Here is a 17414-nt window from a genome sequence, read left to right as displayed (position 1 = left end):
TCAGAAAAACGACCGGGACGGCCAAGGCCACTTTCAGAAACGGCGGCTGCCTGTACGTCACTGGTCTGCGAAGGCGCGCGATTTTATCAGGGTTGCCCCAAGGCGGCCATCCTCAGGCCGACGGGCAGGCGGGAAATCTGGGCAAAAAACGCTGTTTCACCCTGTGCGACTGGTTGCCGCGTCGGCGCCTGTATAAGGTATAGGCATGGCGACGTGCGCAAAGGTGCGGCACGGCGGAGCATTTTCCGGCCAGGCGCGGTCACAGCCCACAGGCAAGGGCGCGTCGCCCCAAGGTCATCTGGACAGGAATCCTCAATGCGTCTTCTCAATTTCCTTGTTGGCGCCTGCCTCGTTGTGGCCGGCACCCTCGCACAGGCCGAAACCGTCTCGGGCCTGTATCAGGTTCGCGAGCCCGTCGAAGGGCAGGGCAGCGAGGCCCGCGCCCAGGCGACCAGCAAGGCGCTCGATACCCTGGTGTTGCGCCTGACCGGCGACCCCAAGGCCGCGCAGAACCCGGCACTGGCCGCGCTGCGCAAGGACCCGCAACAGATCATCAACCAGGTCGGCACCGAGGCAGGCCCACCGGAATCGGTGCTGGTCGAGTTCGATCCCGGCAGCACCGAGCGCGCCCTGCGCCAGGCCGGGCTGGCCTTGTGGGGCAGCAACCGGCCGTCGGTCCTGGGCTGGTGGCTGAACGACAGTGTCGAGGGCAGCAGCCTGGTCGGCGACGGCCAGAGCGCCGCCGAGCCATTGCGTCGGGCCGCCCAGCATCGCGGCCTGCCACTGCGCCTGCCATTGGCCGATCTGCAGGAGCAGTTGGTGGCCAATGCCAAGCTGCTCGAGGGTAACGACCCCGCGCCGCTGCGCGAGGCGTCCGAGCGCTATGGCGCCGATGCCTTGCTGGCAGTGCACGCCCATGAGGCCGATGGCAAGTGGCAGGGCAAGTGGCAGTTGTGGCTGGGCGACCAGCGCGAACAGGGCAACGCCGAGGGCAGCGACCAGGTGGCCCTGGCCGATGCGGTGCTGCTGGCGGTGAGCAACCGCCTGGCGCCGCGTTATGTCACGCGGCCCGGCGCCAGCAGCGACCTGCAGGTACAGGTGCAGGGCATGAACCTGCAGCGGTATGCCGAGCTGAGCCGGGTACTGGAACCTTATGGCGCCCGCTTGCAGATGGCAGAAGGCGGTACCTTGACCTATCGGGTCAGCGGCAATCGCGAGCAACTGCGCGCCCAGCTGGGCTTGGCCAAGCTGCAGGAGCTGCCTGCCGAGCCCGCCGCCGCAACGCCTGCGCCGAGCGCGCAGGGCGATACCGGCACGCCGCCGCCCACCACTGCCGCAACGCCGTTCGACGGCCTGCGCTTTCGCTGGTAAGGAGTGGCGCGAATGACTGACATGCGTCGTTGGATCTGGCTGGGCGTGGCCTTGGTGATCGCCGTGCTGCTGTACTTCCTGCACAACATCCTCTCACCGTTCCTGGTGGGCATCCTGCTGGCCTACCTGGCCGACCCGCTGGTCGATCGCCTGGAGCGGCTCGGGCTGTCACGCACCTGGGGCGTGGTGGTGGTATTCAGCCTGTTCACGTTGATCTTCCTGGCCCTGCTGCTGGTGCTGGTGCCGATGCTGGCCAAGCAGCTGCTGCGCCTGTACGAGCTGGCGCCGCAGATGCTCGACTGGCTGCAGCACGTGGCATTGCCCTGGGTGCAGAGCCGCCTGGGCCTGGCCGACGGGTTCTGGAAGTTCGACAAGATCAAGTCCGCGATCGGCGAGCACATGGGCCAGACCACCGACATCGTCGGTGTGCTGCTGTCCCAGGCCACCGCCTCGAGCCTGGCGCTGATCGGCTGGCTGGCCAACCTGGTGCTGATCCCGGTGGTGGGCTTCTACCTGCTACGCGATTGGGACTTGATGATGGCCAAGCTGCGCAGCCTGCTGCCGCGCCAGCGCGAGCCGCAGGTGGTGGGGCTGGCCGGCGAATGCCACGAGGTGCTGGGAGCGTTCGTGCGCGGGCAACTGCTGGTGATGCTGGCATTGGGCGTCATCTATTCCAGCGGCCTGATGCTGGTGGGCCTGGAGCTGGGCCTGCTGATCGGCATGCTGGCGGGGCTGGCGGCGATCGTGCCGTACATGGGCTTCATCATTGGTATCGGTGCGGCGCTGGTGGCCGGGTTGTTCCAGTTTGGCGGCGAGTTCTATCCGATGCTCGGCATCGTCGCGGTGTTCATGGTCGGCCAGGCGCTGGAGGGCATGGTGCTGACGCCGCTGCTGGTGGGCGACCGCATCGGCCTGCATCCGGTGGCGGTGATCTTCGCGATCCTGGCGGGGGGCGAGCTGTTCGGCTTTACCGGTGTGCTGCTGGCGCTGCCGGTGGCGGCGGTGATCATGGTGCTGTTGCGCCATGTTCACGACCTGTACAAGGAGTCGGACATGTACGCCGGGGAGGTCGACCCGGATCTATGAGCGATCGCGGGGCAAGCCCGCTCCCACGCTTGCGCGTGTCAAAGACTCGGGGGGCGTGGGGGCGGGCTTGCCCCGCGATGCTGTGAAATAGTGCAACTGCTTGATTTTGCTAACGCTATTCCCCTCGCCGATTGTGCCGTCCGCGCTGCGGGTATAGACTTTGCACACTGTTCATCAAAGGCCCCCTGTGGTCCCCGCGACCGCCCGCGAGCATGAAACCGATCCAGTTGCCCCTGGGTGTGCGTCTGCGCGACGACGCCACCTTCATCAACTACTACCCCGGCGCCAATGCCGCGGCACTGGGCTATGTCGAGCGGCTCTGCGAAGCCGACGCCGGCTGGACCGAGAGCCTCATCTACCTGTGGGGCAAGCAGGGCGTGGGCCGTACCCACCTGTTGCAGGCCGCCACCCAGCGCTTCCAGCAACTGGGCGAGCCCGCCGTCTACCTACCTCTGGCGCAGTTGCTCGAGCGTGGTGTCGAACTGCTCGACCATCTCGAACAATACGAGCTGGTATGCATCGATGATCTGCACGTGATCGCGGGCAAGGCCGACTGGGAAGAGGCGATGTTTCACTTGTTCAACCGCCTGCGCGACAGTGGCCGGCGCCTGCTGCTGGCAGCCTCCAGCTCGCCGCGGGAGTTGCCGATCAAACTGGCCGACCTCAAGTCGCGGCTGACCCTGGCGCTGATCTTCCAGATGCGCGGGATGTCCGACGAAGACAAACTGCGCGCGCTGCAACTGCGTGCCTCACGCCGCGGCCTGCACCTGACCGACGAAGTCGGCCACTTCATCCTCACCCGTGGCACGCGCAGCATGAGCGCGCTGTTCGACCTGCTCGAGCGTCTCGACCAGGCTTCCTTGCAGGCCCAGCGCAAGCTGACTATCCCATTCCTCAAGGAAACCCTCGGCTGGTAGCGCTGAAAACACGGTGCCAGAGCGCCAAATCGGAAAAGTCACATGTTTTTCGATAAAATTTGCAAATGAGTCCGATAGAGGGCATAGTTTCCCCCTTCTAAAGGACTACAGACACGGTCGTGCCCATGCTGAAGCGCTTCGCACCCCTCGTGCCACTTGCACTTGTTACCCTTCTTTATGGCTGTGCCTCCACCGGCCCGGTCGCGCCTTCACAGGATCAACGCATGGCCACCGAGCAATCGGTCAAGGCCAAGTCTTCCGCCTCTTCCGTATTCACCGAGGAAGAGCTGGCCAGCGAAGATGACCTCGAGGCCTTCTCCAGCAACAGCAAGCCGTACCAGTTGCCTGTGTTGGCCGACAGCATTCTCGAACGCGGCATGGCGCTGATCGGTACCCGCTACCGCTTCGGTGGTACCTCCGAGAAGTCCGGCTTCGACTGCAGCGGTTTCATTGGCTACCTGTTCCGCGAAGAGGCCGGCATGAACCTGCCGCGTTCCACCCGCGAGATGATCAACGTCGACGCCCCCAAGGTTGCCCGCAACAAGCTCAAGCCAGGCGACCTGCTGTTCTTCAGCACCAATGGTCGCGGCCGCGTCAGCCACGCCGGTATCTACCTGGGCGACAACCAGTTCATCCACTCCAGCAGCCGCCGCAGCGGCGGGGTGCGCATCGACAGCCTGGGCGATCGCTACTGGAGCAAGACCTTCATCGAGGCAAAGCGCGCGCTCGCCATGGCACCGACCACGATCTCGCGCAATTGAATTGATATCAAAATGCTGTAACCTCGCACGGCGGCGTAGCTGAAAAGCTCGCCGCCGTGCGCGTTTACAGAAAGCGTCTAATCTAAATTCTCAACTCTTTTGGCTTCGGCTGCGGCCGGACGGTCTTCGACAGGACGTTACCATCATGGCGATGTTGGCGCGCTTCGCACTCCTTTCTCTCGCGGCACTGCTCGCAGCCTGTTCGAACCGTGCCCCGGCGCCTGCTCCGGCGACCACCCCCCCGGTATCGTTCAGCCAGCAGCCAGCCTCTTCGCCTGCCGCGGACGATGTGCTGTTCCGCGCCATCGGCCTGGTGGGTACGCCCTATCGCTGGGGCGGCAATACCCCGGACTCCGGCTTCGACTGCAGCGGACTGATCGGCTATGTCTATCGTGACGCCGCCGGCATCAGCCTGCCGCGCACCACCCGCGACATGATCGTAATGCGCGCGCCGAACGTGGACATCAACGCCCTGCAGTCGGGCGACCTGGTGTTCTTCGCCACCGGCGGCGGCTCGCAGGTCAGCCATGCCGGGATCTACGTGGGCGAGGGCCGCTTCGTGCATGCGCCATCCACCGGCGGCACCGTGCGGCTGGACTACCTGTCCAGCAACTACTGGTCCCGCGCCTACCTGCAGGCCAAGCGCGTGCTGGCGCCGGGACACTTGGCGCACAACCCGTGATCAGGCGGGCGCTCCCCTTGATCGGAGCTGCCCGCACTATCCTTCTACCGCTCCTCCCTGCTTTGCGCCGATCAGGATGTCCGTCCCATAACGACATCCTCGGAGCGGTTCATGAACACCATCAAGGAACGGGTCGAGCGCAGCCTCGATACACTCGACGCAGGGCGGCCGCTGGCGGCCCTGGTGGACCAGATCGTCCGCGAATATCCAGACCCCTACGTATTGGCGAATCGGGAGGCGGCTCGCCTTCTGGTCAAGCACACCGGCAAGGCGATGGACCCGCGCTTTGTCTGGTGGCATCAGTTCGAGAGCGGCAGCAGTAGCCCGCTTACCTTCAACGGCTGGAAGCATTCGCAGGCACCGGTCAAGTCGATGCAGCTGGCCGAGTTGGTGATCGAGCGCTTCGATGTGCAGTTCCAGGATGCTCCCGATCAATTGGATCAGATCGGTGGCTTCTACAGGCAAGGGGCCCGTGTCGGCCAGTTCGATGAGCGTAATGAGATTCGCATGCTGGGGGGCGAGGTACAGAAGGACCTGTGGGCGCTAAATTTCGCCGAGCTCTATCGGGCTGCGATCAACCGCTTCTGGTCCACCCATGGTCAGCATTTCCGGGTCATGGCCAAGGTCAATCTGCTGGGGCAGGCCGGCAAGGCCCTGAACAGTGGCTTGATCACCCACCTTGACTGGCAGCGCCTGCGCGCGGTGGCAGCAGATGGCCTGACGACGGGCGTCCTGCCGACCCTGGCATTGTTGCGGCAGGACGCGACCCACCCGCCGTTGACTGTCAGCCGCTATGCCTTTGGCGAAGCCGACCGCGGTAGCTTGTACCGGCTGACAGCGGCGGATGGGCGGGTCGTCCTGTATATGCCATGGTCACATGAGGCCGTGCGTGGGTTCGGCTCCGAACTGGCCATGGCGCGCTGGCTGCGTCAGCATCTGCAATCCGCCGAGGCGCTGCAGGCATTTGTCGAAGGGGCGCACGCCAATCCGCGAGATGCCACCGGCAGGCGGCTGATCAAGGTTCATCTGCAAGGCATTGCCGACAGTCGTTCCGATGAGATGGCCGTCGTGGCGCTCTCGCTGTTCAAGCGTGAGCCGGGCAAGGCGTTGTTCGAGGTATTGGTCGACCAGGTCTCGATCGAGATGCGCCAGACTGCCGAAGTCATCCAGAGCAATGCCGCCCTGCGCAAGGCGATGTGGCGGGGTTACCTGTCGGCTTTTCTCAAGGTATTCGGTGGCCTTGCGCCATTGGGGTGGCCCATGAGTCTGACGCTGCTGGGGGTTGGCGTTGGCAAAGTGGGGCTGGATGTGGACGCCGCGGTTCATGCCGTTGACGAGCAGGTACGTAAGAATGCGCTGCGTGATGCCATGCTCGACAGCTTGTACACGGCGTTGAACATGGCGGATATCGGCTTCACCTCAAGCTTCGGCTCACTGGCTTACGAAGCGCCGCCCCATGAGTTCAGGGCGTCGCTTGGGCAATGGCACAGGGTGCGTAGTGCCACCTTGCCTGTTGAAGGGCTGGAGGCCAACGCGCTGGTGGCCGGCAGGCTGGCGCAAAGTGGCCGTTTGCGTGGTGTGCGCCTGGGCAATGATGGTAGTTGCTGGATTACCCTCAATGGCTTGAACTATCGGGTGCGCTACAGCCATGAACTCTGCGTCTGGCTGATTGTGCCGCAGGAGAACCCGTTTGCTTTTACTGCGTTGCATCCGGTACGGCTGAGTGACCAGGGTGAGTGGGAGCTGCTGGAGCCGCCACGCTTGCTCGGTGGTGCGCCTGCGGTTGCAGCCGAGCTGCCGAGCCTTCGTTCGCAGCTTTGGGATACCTATTGCCGGGAAGATCTTTGGGAGAGCGCCAAGCTTTCGACCAAGGCCATTGTGCGGCAGAAGAACGTATGGGTTGGCGCGGGCGTTGTCGAGCTTGCGCCTGGCCAGGTGTACGACCTGGATGCTCGTGGTCTGCCTTGTGTGCTGCACGAGGGCAAGCCGGTGTATTCCTATCGTCAGGGAAGGCAGTTCTCCAACGTATTGATCGAGGATTACACCCATGAGGCATCAAAGGCCAACGATGTGTTCCGCTATGGCACCTATGCGCATCCGGACATGGACGACTACATCACCCGTCTTGTCGACACCTTGAAGGCGTCGCCCAAGAACAATGCCGTCACGCTGTATCGCGGTGGTAACGCCGCACGGGGTACGGGCGGCGAAGGCTATCGCAGTGGCCGCTTGCGAGTGGGCGATATCCTGGTCAATACCGACCTGAGTTCTTTCACCGAGAACCCCTACAAAGCCGGCGAGTTCGCATCGACCGACAGTGGCGCAGAGGGCGATGGCATGATTCGCACATTCGATGACAGCTCGGTGATCTTCGAGGTGCCGGCGCAGCGGTATCAAGGCGGCACACCGATCAGCCCATTCTCGGTTTTTCCGATGGAAGCTGAAACCCTGTTCTTGCCGGGGCATTACTTCCGGATAGAGGGGTTGCAGCAGGTGTATGGGGAGGGCTATCGCTTCATTCATGTACAGCTGGCCCAGGTGGCTGAGCCTGGCACGGCGGTCGTGTATGACCTGCGGACCGGCCAACCTTTCAACCTGGAGGCCTACCGCGGGCGCTTCAGGAGCCAGGCGGTGGTGGACCGGTTCTTCCCGCCGGCATTGACCGGCGCTGAAGCGTAGCCACGCAGTGTGGTGCGCCCTCAGGCCTGCTTGAGCAGCAGCGCCACGCCGGGGAAATACTGCCCCAGTTCGTTGTGCAGCTTGCGATAGGCATAGGGAAAGTACCAGGCGATCGCGCAGGCGGTGTGTTTCTGCAGGTCGTCGACCAGGTCCTGCAGTTCCTCGGGGCTGGCGTGCTGACCGGCCTTCCACGGGGTGACGAACAGCGCCCCGGCTTTGAGCTGGCTGGCGTAGGCGATCGCCTTGGCCTGGCTGGCGGCTTCCTGCAGGGTCGGCGCCAGGTCGAGGCGGGCGATACGCGGCCAGCGCTGACGGGTATGCAGGTGGATCGACTCCTCTGCGCTGCTGATGGCCAGGTCGCCACGGGCCTCGCGCTCGCCTTCGTCGCGCTGTTTTTTACTGGTGTACTGCTCCAGCGCAACCAGCTCAGCCTGCCAGGCCGCAGCCGCGAGCATCCCGGTGTTGGCTGCGGCGCCGTGCCAGTAGGGCGCTTCGTTGTCACCTTGAAACTGGTTGAAGCGGTCGATGCAGTCGACCCAGCGTTCCAGGGCGGGACGCAGGAACTCCAGGCTCGGGTTGTTGATGATCAGGCCTTGCATGCTGCGCTCCTTGTCATTGTGATCGAGGTCAGTCAGATAGTGGCTATGTGATATCACTGCTTTGAGTGTGGCACAAGCTGGCGGATCGGCCATTGATCCAGGCCAGATCGGCCCTCGTTCGATTGACGCTCCCGGTGCAACCCTCTAACCTTCGCGGCGTGTTTCAGGTGCCCGGCGAACCGCGGTTCGGCAGGGTGAAACTGGGAAGCCGGTGGGCGCCAGCAGGCGCGAGTCCGGCGCTGCCCCCGCAACGGTAGGTGAGTCGAAGACGGCGCAGGGCCACTGGGTACAGGTATCCGGGAAGGCGCGTCGTCCGGGGATGTCCCGCTCACGAGCCCGGAGACCGGCCTGTCACTGCCAACGGCATCACGGAGGGTGATGCGCGGTGCGATGTGGCCGTTGCCACGCCTCCTGCGCGCTCCTCGTCTGCCTGCCTTTTATCTGTCGCCGCCGCGACAGTCTGCGGAGACCCCTGATGAGCGAATCCACCGAACGCGACGAACGTCACCTGGCGCGCATGCTGCGCAAGAAGGCGATCATCGATGAGCGCATCGCCAATTCCCCCAACGAATGCGGCCTGCTGCTGGTACTGACTGGCAATGGCAAGGGCAAGAGCAGTTCGGCCTTCGGTATGCTCGCCCGCGCCCTGGGCCATGGCATGCAATGCGGCGTGGTGCAGTTCATCAAGGGCCGCAACAGCACCGGCGAAGAGCTGTTCTTCCGTCGTTTCCCCGAGCAGGTGCGCTATCACGTGATGGGCGAGGGCTTCACCTGGGAGACCCAGGACCGTCAGCGCGACATCGCCGCCGCCGAGGCCGCGTGGGCGGTATCACGCCAGTTGCTGCAGGATCCGTCGATCCAGTTCGTCGTGCTCGATGAGCTGAACATCGCGCTCAAGCACGGCTACCTGGACCTCGACCAGGTGCTCTCGGACATCCAGGCTCGTCCGCCGATGCAGCATGTGATCGTCACCGGGCGAGCGGCAAAACCGGAAATGATCGAACTGGCCGACACCGTCACCGAGATGGGCATGCTCAAGCACGCCTTCCAGGCCGGTATCCGCGCGCAGAAGGGCGTCGAATTGTGAGTGATTCGCGCCAGTGTCCCGCCGTGCTGATCGCGGCCCCGGCCTCGGGCCAGGGCAAGACCACGGTCACCGCCGCCCTGGCCCGCCTGCACCGCAACCGTGGGCGCAAGGTGCGGGTGTTCAAGTGCGGGCCTGACTTTCTCGACCCGATGATCCTCGAACGCGCCAGCGGCGCGCCGGTCTACCAGCTTGACCTGTGGATGATCGGTGCCGAAGAGAGTCGTCGCCTGTTGTGGGAGGCGGCGGGCGAGGCCGACCTGATCCTGATCGAAGGGGTGATGGGGCTGTTCGACGGCACGCCGTCGAGCGCCGATCTGGCCCGCCATTTCGGCGTGCCGGTGCTGGCGGTGATCGATGGCACGGCCATGGCCCAGACCTTCGGCGCCCTGGCCCTGGGCCTGGCGCGTTATCAGCCCGACCTGCCGTTCGCCGGGGTGCTGGCCAACCGGGTTGGCAGCCTGCGCCACGCACAGTTGCTCGAAGGCAGCCTCACCGAAGGCCTGCGCTGGTATGGCGGGTTGTCCCGCGAGCGTGGCATCGAGCTGCCCAGCCGTCACCTCGGCCTGGTCCAGGCCAGTGAACTGAACGACCTGGATGCGCGCCTGGATGCCGCGGCCGAAGCGCTGGCTGCCAGCTGCGATGCCGCATTGCCGCCACTGGTCAGTTTTGCACGGCCCGAGCCGGTGAGCGTGACCACGCCGCTGGCCGGCGTGCGCATCGGCGTGGCCCGCGATGAAGCCTTCGCCTTTACCTATGGGGCCAACCTGGATCTGCTGCGCAGCCTCGGCGCGCAGCTCGAATTCTTCTCGCCGTTGCATGATCGGGAACTGCCTGATGTAGACAGCCTGTACCTGCCAGGCGGCTACCCGGAGCTGCACCATCAGGCCCTGGCCGCCAACGCGCCGATGCTGGAGGCGATCCGCGCCCATCATGGCGCCGGCAAGCCGCTGCTGGCCGAGTGCGGCGGCATGCTCTACCTGCTCGACGCACTGACCGATGTGGCCGGTGTGCGTGCGCCGCTGGCAGGCCTGCTGCCGGGCGAGGCGACCATGCAGAAACGCCTGGCAGCCCTGGCCCTGCAGGTCGTCGAGTTGCCCGAAGGTACCCTGCGCGGCCACACCTATCACCATTCGCTGACCAGCACCGAGCTGGAACCGATTGCCCGGGGCCTGAGCCCCAACGGTGGACGCGGCAACGAGGCGGTCTATCGCCTGGGGCGGCTGACCGCTTCCTACGTGCACTTCTATTTCCCCTCCAACCCCGACGCGGCGGCGGCGCTGTTGCGACCATGAGCGAACACGCGTACAGCGCCGTCGAGCGCGCGGCGATCTACCGGGCCATCGGCGAACGTCGCGACATGCGCCATTTCGCCGGCGGCGAGGTGGCCCCCGAATTGCTGGGGCGTCTGCTCGCCGCCGCTCACCAGGCGCCCAGCGTGGGCCTGATGCAGCCCTGGCGCTTCATTCGAATCAGCCAACGTGATTTGCGCGAACGTATCCAGGCTTTGGTGGAGGAGGAGCGGGTGCGCACCGCCGAAGCCCTGGGCGAGCGTTCCGATGAGTTCATGAAGCTCAAGGTCGAAGGCATCAACGACTGCGCCGAGGTGCTGGTGGCTGCGTTGATGGACAAGCGCGAGGCGCATGTCTTCGGCCGCCGCACCCTGCCGGAGATGGACCTGGCTTCGCTGGCCTGCGCCATCCAGAACCTGTGGCTGGCGGCGCGGGCCGAAGGGCTGGGCATGGGCTGGGTGTCGCTGTTCGAGCCGCAGGCTCTGGCCGAGCTGCTGGGCATGCCCGCAGGCGCCAAGCCCATGGCGGTGCTGTGCCTGGGGCCGGTGACCGAGTTCTATCCGGCGCCGATGCTGGTATTGGAGGACTGGGCCGAGCAACGGCCCTTAAGCGAAATGCTGTACGAAAACCATTGGGGAGAGCGCCCATGAGCGTGGCCTTGCTGACCGTGGCCGGCGTGGCCCTGGATGCGCTGCTGGGCGAGCCGCGCCGGCGTCATCCGCTGGTGGGCTTCGGCAACTTCGCCTCGCGCCTGGAGCAACGCTTCAACGCCGGTGGCCGGGGCTGGCGCAGCCACGGTGTCACGGCCTGGTTCCTGGCGGTGGTGCCGCTGACCTTGCTGGCGTTGATCCTTTCCTGGTTGCCCGCTATCGGCTGGCTGGTGGACGTGCTGGCGCTGTACTGCGCGCTGGGTCTGCGCAGCCTGGGCGAACATGTGCTGCCGGTGGCCCAGGCACTGCGCCAGGGCGACCTGGAGGAAGCGCGGCGGCGCGTCGGTTACCTGGTTAGCCGCGAAACCCGCGAGCTGGACGAGCCTGCTGTGGCCCGGGCGGCCACCGAGTCGGTGCTGGAGAACGGCAGCGACGCGGTATTCGCTGCGCTGTTCTGGTTCGTCGTGGCCGGAGCGCCGGGGGTGGTGCTGTACCGCCTGAGCAATACCCTGGATGCCATGTGGGGCTATCGCAACGAACGTTTCGAGCGCTTCGGCTGGTGCGCGGCGCGCATCGACGATGGGCTGAACTATATTCCCGCCAGACTGGTGGCGCTGACCTATGCGCTGCTGGGCAAAACCCGCTTGGCCCTGGCCTGCTGGCGCAAACAGGCGCCACTGTGGGACAGCCCCAACGCGGGCCCGGTGATGGCGGCGGGGGCCGGAGCCCTCGGGGTAGAGCTGGGCGGCCCGGCGGTGTATCACGGCGAGCTGCACGAGCGGCCGCGCCTGGGCGAAGGGCCGATGGCCGACGCCGACGCCATCGACCGTGGCTGGAGCCTGGTGCAGCGCGGCGTGTGGCTGTGGGTGCTATTGATCTGCGTGGGAGCTTACCTCAATGCTTGAGCACGGTGGCCGCCTGCTGCGGGCTGTGAAACAGTACGCCATCGCTCGGGAGCAGTGGCTCGACCTGTCCAGTGGCATCGCGCCGTGGTCCTACCGGATACCGCCGATTCCCCTGGAAGCCTGGGCCCGGTTGCCGGAGACCGAGGACGGCCTGGAGGCGGCGGCGCGGCAATACTATGGCGCGCCGCCGCTGCTGGCGGTGGCCGGTTCCCAGGCGGCGATCCAGGCCTTGCCATACTTGCGCCCCAGCGGCCGGGTCGGGGTCCTGTCGCCGTGCTATGCCGAGCATCCCCATGCCTGGGCGCGCGCGGGGCACACCCTGGTCGAACTGGACGAGGCCGAGGTCGAGGACCAGCTCGACAGTCTCGACGTTCTGGTGCTGGTCAACCCCAACAACCCCACCGGCCGCCGGGTAACCCGCGAGCGCCTGCTGGCCTGGCATGCGCGTCTGGCCGAGCGTGGTGGCTGGTTGCTGGTGGACGAAGCCTTCATGGACAACACGCCCGAACACAGCGTGGTCGCGCAGGCCGGGCAACCGGGTTTGATCGTGTTGCGCTCGTTCGGCAAGTTCTTCGGCCTGGCCGGTGTGCGGCTGGGCTTTGTCGTCGCCCAGGCCGATGTGCTGCGGCGCTTGGCCGAGGCGCTCGGGCCGTGGACCGTCAGCGGCCCGACCCGGGTGTTGGGGCAGGCCTGTTTCACCGACGAAGCGGCGCACCTGGTGCAAATTGCCCGTTGCGCCCAGGCCAGCCAGCGCCTGGTTGCGGTGCTTGATGGCGCTGGTCTGCCACCCAGCGGCGGCTGCGACCTGTTCCAGTACGTGCGTGATGAACGTGCCGCGCATCTGCATGACTATCTCGCCCGCCGCGGCATCCTGGTGCGGCTGTTCGAGCAGCCGCCCGCGCTGCGATTCGGCCTGCCGGCCACGGCGGCGGACGAACAACGCCTGGCCCAGGCCCTGGCGGACTACCACAAGGAATCGGCATGACCACCCTCATGGTGCAAGGCACCACCTCCGATGCCGGCAAGAGCACGCTGGTCACCGCCCTGTGCCGCTGGCTGCTGCGCCAGGGCATCGCAGTGGTGCCGTTCAAGCCACAGAACATGGCGCTCAACAGCGCCGTGACCGCCGACGGCGGCGAGATCGGTCGCGCCCAGGCGGTGCAGGCCCAGGCCTGCCGGCTGGCGCCACACACCGACATGAACCCGGTGCTGCTCAAGCCCAACAGCGACACCGGCGCCCAGGTGATCGTCCATGGCCGCGCGGTCACCAGTATGAACGCCGTGGCCTATCACGACTACAAGACCATCGCCATGCAGGCGGTGTTGGCTTCCCACGAGCGCCTGAGCGAAGCCTATCCGGTGGTGATGGTCGAAGGTGCTGGCTCCCCGGCGGAGATCAACCTGCGGGCCGGCGACATCGCCAACATGGGCTTCGCCGAAGCCGTCGACTGCCCGGTGATCCTGGTGGCCGATATCAACCGGGGCGGCGTGTTCGCCCACCTGGTCGGCACCCTGGAGCTGCTGTCGGCGAGCGAGCAGGCGCGGATCAAGGGCTTCGTCATCAACCGTTTCCGTGGCGACATCGCTCTGCTGCAACCTGGCCTGGACTGGCTGGAGCAACGCACCGGCAAGCCGGTGCTGGGCGTGCTGCCCTACGTCACCGACCTGCACCTGGAGGCCGAGGATGGTATCGATACGCGCCAGGGCGCAAAGAGTGAGCGCCTGTTGAAGGTAATCGTCCCGGTGTTGCCGCGTATCAGCAACCACACCGACTTCGACCCGTTGCGCCTGCATCCGCAGGTGGACCTGCAGTTCATCGGCCCGGGCCAGCCGATCCCGCCTGGCGACCTGATCATCCTGCCCGGCTCCAAGAGCGTGCGTGGCGACCTGGCGCAATTGCGCGAGCGCGGCTGGGACACGGCCATCGCCCGGCACCTGCGCTACGGCGGCAAGCTCATCGGTATCTGCGGCGGCCTGCAGATGCTCGGCGAGCAGGTGCATGATCCGCTGGGCCTGGAGGGGCCGGCCGGCTCCAGTGATGGCCTGGGCCTGCTGGCGTACAGCACCGTGCTGGAATCCGAGAAGCAGTTGCGTAACGTGGCGGGCACGCTCGATCTCGAGCAGGCCCCGGTGGCGGGGTATGAGATCCATGCCGGCGTCACCAGCGGCCCGGCGCTGGAGCGGCCAGCGGTGCAACTGGCCGACGGCCGTGCCGATGGCGCCATCAGCGCCGACGGCCAGATCCTCGCCACCTACCTGCATGGCCTGTTCGAGGGTAGCCAGTCGTGCGCCGCGCTGCTGCGCTGGGCCGGGCTGGCCGATGTGCAGGCCATCGACTACGAGGCCCTGCGCGAGCGCGATATCGAGCGCCTGGCCGATCTGGTCGAGCAGCACCTGGACACCGCGCGCCTGCGCGAACTGTGTGGAGTCGCCTGAAATGCACAGTCTGATCCTCGGCGGCGCCCGTTCGGGCAAGAGCCGCCTGGCCGAGCAACTGGCCGAGGCCAGCGGCCTGCCGGTGACCTACATCGCCACCAGCCAGCCGCTGGATGGCGAGATGAATGAACGCGTACGGCTGCACCGCGAGCGCCGTCCGGCCCACTGGGGGTTGGTGGAAGAACCAGTGGCGCTGGCTGATGTGCTGCGCGCCGAAGCCGCCGAAGGGCGCTGTCTGCTGGTGGACTGCCTGACGCTGTGGCTGACCAACCTGCTGATGCTCGAGGATGACCAGCGCCTGGCGCAGGAGCGCGACGCGCTGCTCGCTAGCCTGGCGCAACTGCCGGGCACGATCATCCTGGTCAGCAACGAAACCGGCCTGGGCGTGGTGCCCATGGGCGAACTGACCCGCCGTTACGTCGATCTCGCAGGCACGTTGCACCAAGCCGTGGCCGAGCGCTGCCAACGCGTGGTGCTGACCGTCGCCGGCCTCCCTCTCATGCTCAAAGGACCAGCCTTATGACCCCGATGTGGTGGCGTGACGCCTGCCAACCCCTCGACAGCGCCGCCATGGACCAGGCCCGCGCACGTCAGCAACAGCTGACCAAACCGACCGGCTCCCTCGGCCAGCTCGAAGGCCTGGCGGTACGCCTGGCCGGCCTGCAAGGGCGCGAGCGTCCCAGCCTGGAGCGAGTCGCCATCACGATCTTCGCCGGCGACCATGGCGTGGTGGAGGAGGGCATCTCCGCCTATCCGCAAGCGGTTACCGGGCAGATGCTGCGCAACTTCGTCGGCGGTGGCGCGGCGATCAGCGTGCTGGCGCGCGAGCTGGGCGCCGAACTGCAGGTGGTTGACCTGGGCACCATCGACGCGGACCTGCAACTGCCTGGTGTGCACCACCTGCGCCTGGGGGCTGGTACCGCCAACTTCGCCCGCCAGCCGGCGATGACCGACGCGCAGCTGGCGGCGGCGTTGCAGGCCGGCCGCGACAGTGCCTTGCGCGCGCTCGACAACGGCGCCCAGTTGTTCATCGGCGGTGAAATGGGCATTGGCAACACCACTGCCGCGGCCGCGCTGGCCAGCACCTTGCTGGGTTGCCCGGCGCGTGAGCTGAGCGGCCCGGGCACCGGCCTGGACAGCGCCGGCGTGCGCCACAAGGCCGAGGTGATCGAGCGTGCCCTGGTGCTGCACGGCCTGCGCGCCGACCAGCCGCTGCAGGCATTGGCCTGTGTCGGCGGCTTTGAAATCGCCGCGCTGACAGGTGCCTACCTGGCCTGTGCCCAGCACGGTGTGGCGGTGCTGGTCGACGGCTTCATCTGCAGTGTCGCCGCCCTGGTGGCGGTGCGCCTCAACCCGCAATGCCGCCCGTGGCTGCTGTTTGCCCACCAGGGCGCCGAGCCAGGCCACAAGGCCCTGCTGGCGGCGCTGGAGGCCGAGCCGCTGCTGGCCCTGGGGCTGCGCCTGGGCGAGGGCAGCGGCGCTGCGCTGGCGGTGCCGCTGATGCGCCTGGCGTGCGCCCTGCACGGGCAGATGGCGACCTTTGCCGAGGCCGCGGTGGCGGATCGCCCGGCATGATCCTCGAACTGCTGCGCCATGGTGAGACCGAGCTCGGCGGCGGCCTGCGTGGCAGCCTCGACGATGCCCTGACCGAAAACGGCTGGGCGCAGATGCGTCAGGCCGTCGCCGCTGGCGGCCCCTGGGATGCGCTGGTCAGCTCGCCGTTGCAGCGTTGCGCGTCGTTTGCCGAAGAGCTGGGGGTACGGATCAACTTGCCGGTGCAGCGCGAGGCCGGTGTGCGCGAACTGCATTTCGGCGACTGGGAAGGGCAGAGCGCCGCCCAGATCATGCAGGCCGACGCCGATGCCCTGGGGCTGTTCTGGAGTGACCCTTATGCGTTTACCCCGCCTGCGGGCGAGCCGGTGCTGTCCTTTGCCGAACGGGTGCTGGCCGCGGTCGGGCGTCTGCACCGCGAGCATGCCGGCAAGCGGGTGCTGGTGGTGACCCATGGCGGAGTAATGCGCTTGCTGCTGGCGCGTGCGCGCGGGCTGCCACGCGAACAACTGTTGCAGGTCGAGGTCGGCCATGGCGCGCTGGTACGCCTGGCCGTGGCTGAAGACGGTCAGCTGCGCGAGGTGCGCTGAGATGCTGCCGTTCTGGATTGCCCTGCAGTTTCTCAGCAGCCTGCCAGTGCGCCTGCCGGGTATGCCGGCGCCACAGGAAATGGGACGTTCGCTGCTGTTCTATCCCGTGGTGGGGCTGCTGTTCGGTCTGTTGCTGTGGCTGGCCAGCGAGCTGCTGCATGGCGTGGCGGCACCTCTGCACGCGGCCTTGCTGCTGGCACTGTGGGTGTTGCTCAGTGGCGCGCTGCACCTGGATGGCCTGGCCGACAGCGCCGATGCCTGGCTGGGTGGGTTCGGCGACCGCGAGCGCACCTTGCAGATCATGAAGGACCCGCGCAGCGGGCCGATCGCTGTGGTCACCCTGGTAATGGTGCTGTTGCTGAAGTTCTGTGCCCTGTGGGTACTGGTCGAGCGGGGGGCTGGCGGCCTGCTGGTGCTGGCGCCGGTGGTTGGGCGTGCCGCGATGCTGGGGTTGTTCCTCAGTACGCCCTATGTGCGCCCCGGCGGGCTTGGCGCGGCACTGGCCGAGCATCTGCCGCGGCGCGGCGCCGCCTGGATGTTGCTGGGCAGCGCGGCACTCTGCGTGACACTGGGCGGCTGGCCGGTGCTGTGGGTATTGCTGCTGACGGCGGTGGTGTTCACCTGGTTGCGCCGGTTGATGTGCCAGCGTTTGGGAGGGACCACCGGGGATACCGCCGGGGCGCTGCTCGAGTTGCTGGAGCTGGTGGCGGTGCTTGGCTTGGCATTGCAGTAGGCAACGCCTGAAAAATCCTGCGGGAAAAAGCGGAAAACCTTACCAGACACTTGTTCTATCCTCGTTCGCTCGCCAACC

The 17414-nt window shown here is 66.5% G+C and carries 17 protein-coding genes and 1 riboswitch; of the genes, 16 read left to right on the top strand and 1 reads right to left on the bottom strand.

The window, feature by feature from the left end; all coding sequences use genetic code 11:
• The first annotated feature begins 315 nt into the window (after window positions 1-315).
• The 6 genes from ABZO33_RS15230 (at window position 316) to ABZO33_RS15205 (ending at window position 7496) form a co-directional block, all read left to right on the top strand.
• On the top strand, window positions 316-1371 hold the full coding sequence (locus ABZO33_RS15230; protein WP_414536702.1) for a DUF2066 domain-containing protein: 1056 nt from the start codon (window positions 316-318) through the stop codon (window positions 1369-1371).
• 12 nt (window positions 1372-1383) lie between these two features.
• On the top strand, window positions 1384-2457 hold the full coding sequence (locus ABZO33_RS15225; protein WP_414536701.1) for an AI-2E family transporter: 1074 nt from the start codon (window positions 1384-1386) through the stop codon (window positions 2455-2457).
• 212 nt (window positions 2458-2669) lie between these two features.
• Window positions 2670-3374, top strand: coding sequence for a DnaA regulatory inactivator Hda (gene hda / locus ABZO33_RS15220; RefSeq protein WP_138219636.1), 705 nt, complete (start codon window positions 2670-2672; stop codon window positions 3372-3374).
• Between the two features lie 125 nt (window positions 3375-3499).
• Entirely contained in the window at window positions 3500-4135 is a 636-nt protein-coding gene (locus ABZO33_RS15215; protein WP_414536700.1) for a C40 family peptidase, read from the top strand.
• A gap of 145 nt (window positions 4136-4280) precedes the next feature.
• On the top strand, window positions 4281-4817 hold the full coding sequence (locus ABZO33_RS15210) for a C40 family peptidase (RefSeq protein WP_414536699.1): 537 nt from the start codon (window positions 4281-4283) through the stop codon (window positions 4815-4817).
• A 111-nt stretch (window positions 4818-4928) separates the two neighbouring features.
• Window positions 4929-7496: a dermonecrotic toxin domain-containing protein gene (locus tag ABZO33_RS15205; RefSeq protein WP_414536698.1), complete on the top strand. Its 2568-nt coding sequence runs from the start codon at window positions 4929-4931 to the stop codon at window positions 7494-7496.
• 20 nt (window positions 7497-7516) lie between these two features.
• Here the strand turns inward: ABZO33_RS15205 and ABZO33_RS15200 are convergent, their stop codons facing one another.
• Window positions 7517-8095, bottom strand: a complete 579-nt coding sequence (locus ABZO33_RS15200) for a hypothetical protein (RefSeq protein ID WP_414536697.1) — start codon at window positions 8093-8095, stop codon at window positions 7517-7519.
• 148 nt (window positions 8096-8243) lie between these two features.
• Window positions 8244-8462: riboswitch (cobalamin riboswitch) on the top strand.
• Between the two features lie 108 nt (window positions 8463-8570).
• Here ABZO33_RS15200 and cobO point away from each other — a divergent pair.
• Genes cobO through ABZO33_RS15150 form a run of 10 tightly spaced genes read left to right on the top strand, consistent with a single transcriptional unit; the run spans window position 8571 to window position 17336 of the window.
• Entirely contained in the window at window positions 8571-9182 is a 612-nt protein-coding gene (cobO, locus tag ABZO33_RS15195; protein ID WP_046854540.1) for a cob(I)yrinic acid a,c-diamide adenosyltransferase, read from the top strand.
• A complete protein-coding gene (locus ABZO33_RS15190) occupies window positions 9179-10474 on the top strand; it encodes a cobyrinate a,c-diamide synthase (RefSeq protein WP_414536696.1) in 1296 nt (431 codons plus the stop codon). The genes cobO and ABZO33_RS15190 overlap by 4 nt, the downstream gene beginning before the upstream one ends.
• Window positions 10471-11121 (top strand): 5,6-dimethylbenzimidazole synthase, encoded by a 651-nt coding sequence (gene bluB / locus ABZO33_RS15185; protein ID WP_414536695.1) that lies wholly within the window; start codon window positions 10471-10473, stop codon window positions 11119-11121. The genes ABZO33_RS15190 and bluB overlap by 4 nt, the downstream gene beginning before the upstream one ends.
• Entirely contained in the window at window positions 11118-12026 is a 909-nt protein-coding gene (cbiB, locus tag ABZO33_RS15180) for an adenosylcobinamide-phosphate synthase CbiB (protein WP_414536694.1), read from the top strand. Before bluB ends, cbiB begins: the two co-directional genes overlap by 4 nt.
• Window positions 12019-13011, top strand: coding sequence for a threonine-phosphate decarboxylase CobD (gene cobD, locus ABZO33_RS15175; RefSeq protein WP_414536693.1), 993 nt, complete (start codon window positions 12019-12021; stop codon window positions 13009-13011). The genes cbiB and cobD overlap by 8 nt, the downstream gene beginning before the upstream one ends.
• On the top strand, window positions 13008-14462 hold the full coding sequence (locus ABZO33_RS15170) for a cobyric acid synthase (RefSeq protein ID WP_414536692.1): 1455 nt from the start codon (window positions 13008-13010) through the stop codon (window positions 14460-14462). Before cobD ends, ABZO33_RS15170 begins: the two co-directional genes overlap by 4 nt.
• A 1-nt stretch (window position 14463) precedes the next feature.
• Complete coding sequence (gene cobU, locus ABZO33_RS15165) at window positions 14464-14985, top strand: bifunctional adenosylcobinamide kinase/adenosylcobinamide-phosphate guanylyltransferase (RefSeq protein WP_414536691.1); 522 nt, start codon at window positions 14464-14466, stop codon at window positions 14983-14985.
• On the top strand, window positions 14982-16037 hold the full coding sequence (cobT, locus tag ABZO33_RS15160; RefSeq protein WP_414536690.1) for a nicotinate-nucleotide--dimethylbenzimidazole phosphoribosyltransferase: 1056 nt from the start codon (window positions 14982-14984) through the stop codon (window positions 16035-16037). The genes cobU and cobT overlap by 4 nt, the downstream gene beginning before the upstream one ends.
• Complete coding sequence (cobC, locus tag ABZO33_RS15155) at window positions 16034-16603, top strand: alpha-ribazole phosphatase family protein (protein WP_414536689.1); 570 nt, start codon at window positions 16034-16036, stop codon at window positions 16601-16603. The genes cobT and cobC overlap by 4 nt, the downstream gene beginning before the upstream one ends.
• A 1-nt stretch (window position 16604) precedes the next feature.
• Window positions 16605-17336 carry an adenosylcobinamide-GDP ribazoletransferase gene (locus tag ABZO33_RS15150; protein ID WP_414536688.1) on the top strand — a complete coding sequence of 244 codons (732 nt, stop codon included), beginning with the start codon at window positions 16605-16607 and terminating at the stop codon, window positions 17334-17336.
• Window positions 17337-17414 lie beyond the last annotated feature (78 nt).

This window comes from Pseudomonas sp. CAM1A (assembly GCF_047501685.1).
GTDB lineage: Bacteria > Pseudomonadota > Gammaproteobacteria > Pseudomonadales > Pseudomonadaceae > Aquipseudomonas.
Note: the sequence above shows the minus strand (reverse complement) of the source record. Positions and strands in the feature narration are given on the sequence as shown.